This is a genomic window from Bacillus sp. BHET2, from assembly GCF_005938125.1.
Lineage (GTDB): Bacteria > Bacillota > Bacilli > Bacillales > Bacillaceae_B > Rossellomorea.
Genome location: NZ_VCQN01000039.1, coordinates 1 through 427 on the forward strand (window position 1 = coordinate 1; position 427 = coordinate 427).

Consider the following 427-nt stretch of genomic DNA (forward strand, 5'->3'; position numbering starts at 1 on the left):
GTGTTTTTAGTAAACAGTCGCTTGGGCCTGGTCTCTGCGGCCTTCAACGCTCAAGGAAGTAAATTCATCTCACGTGTCCGGCCCCCCTTATCCCGAAGTTACGGGGGCATTTTGCCGAGTTCCTTAACCATGGTTATCTCGATCACCTTGGTATTCTCTACCTGACCACCTGTGTCGGTTTAGGGTACGGGCGGCTCTATAACTCGCTCACGAAGGTTTTCTAGGCAGCATAGGATCACCCACTCGTTGGTCCGTAGACCAACCAGCTGTCATGTCTCAGGCACGTGAGGTGCGGATTTACCTACACCTCGCCCTACGCATTTAGCCCGGGACTACCATCGCCCGGGATGGGCTACCTTCCTGCGTCACTCCGCAGCTTGCCTAATACAAGTTTGGGTCACAGACTCATCACACATCACCCGAAGGA

The 427-nt window shown here is 53.9% G+C and carries 1 rRNA gene; it reads right to left on the minus strand.

Going from position 1 to position 427, the window contains the following annotated elements:
• Positions 1 to 427: ribosomal RNA gene (locus FGG79_RS21415) — 23S ribosomal RNA — on the minus strand; the annotation flags it as partial.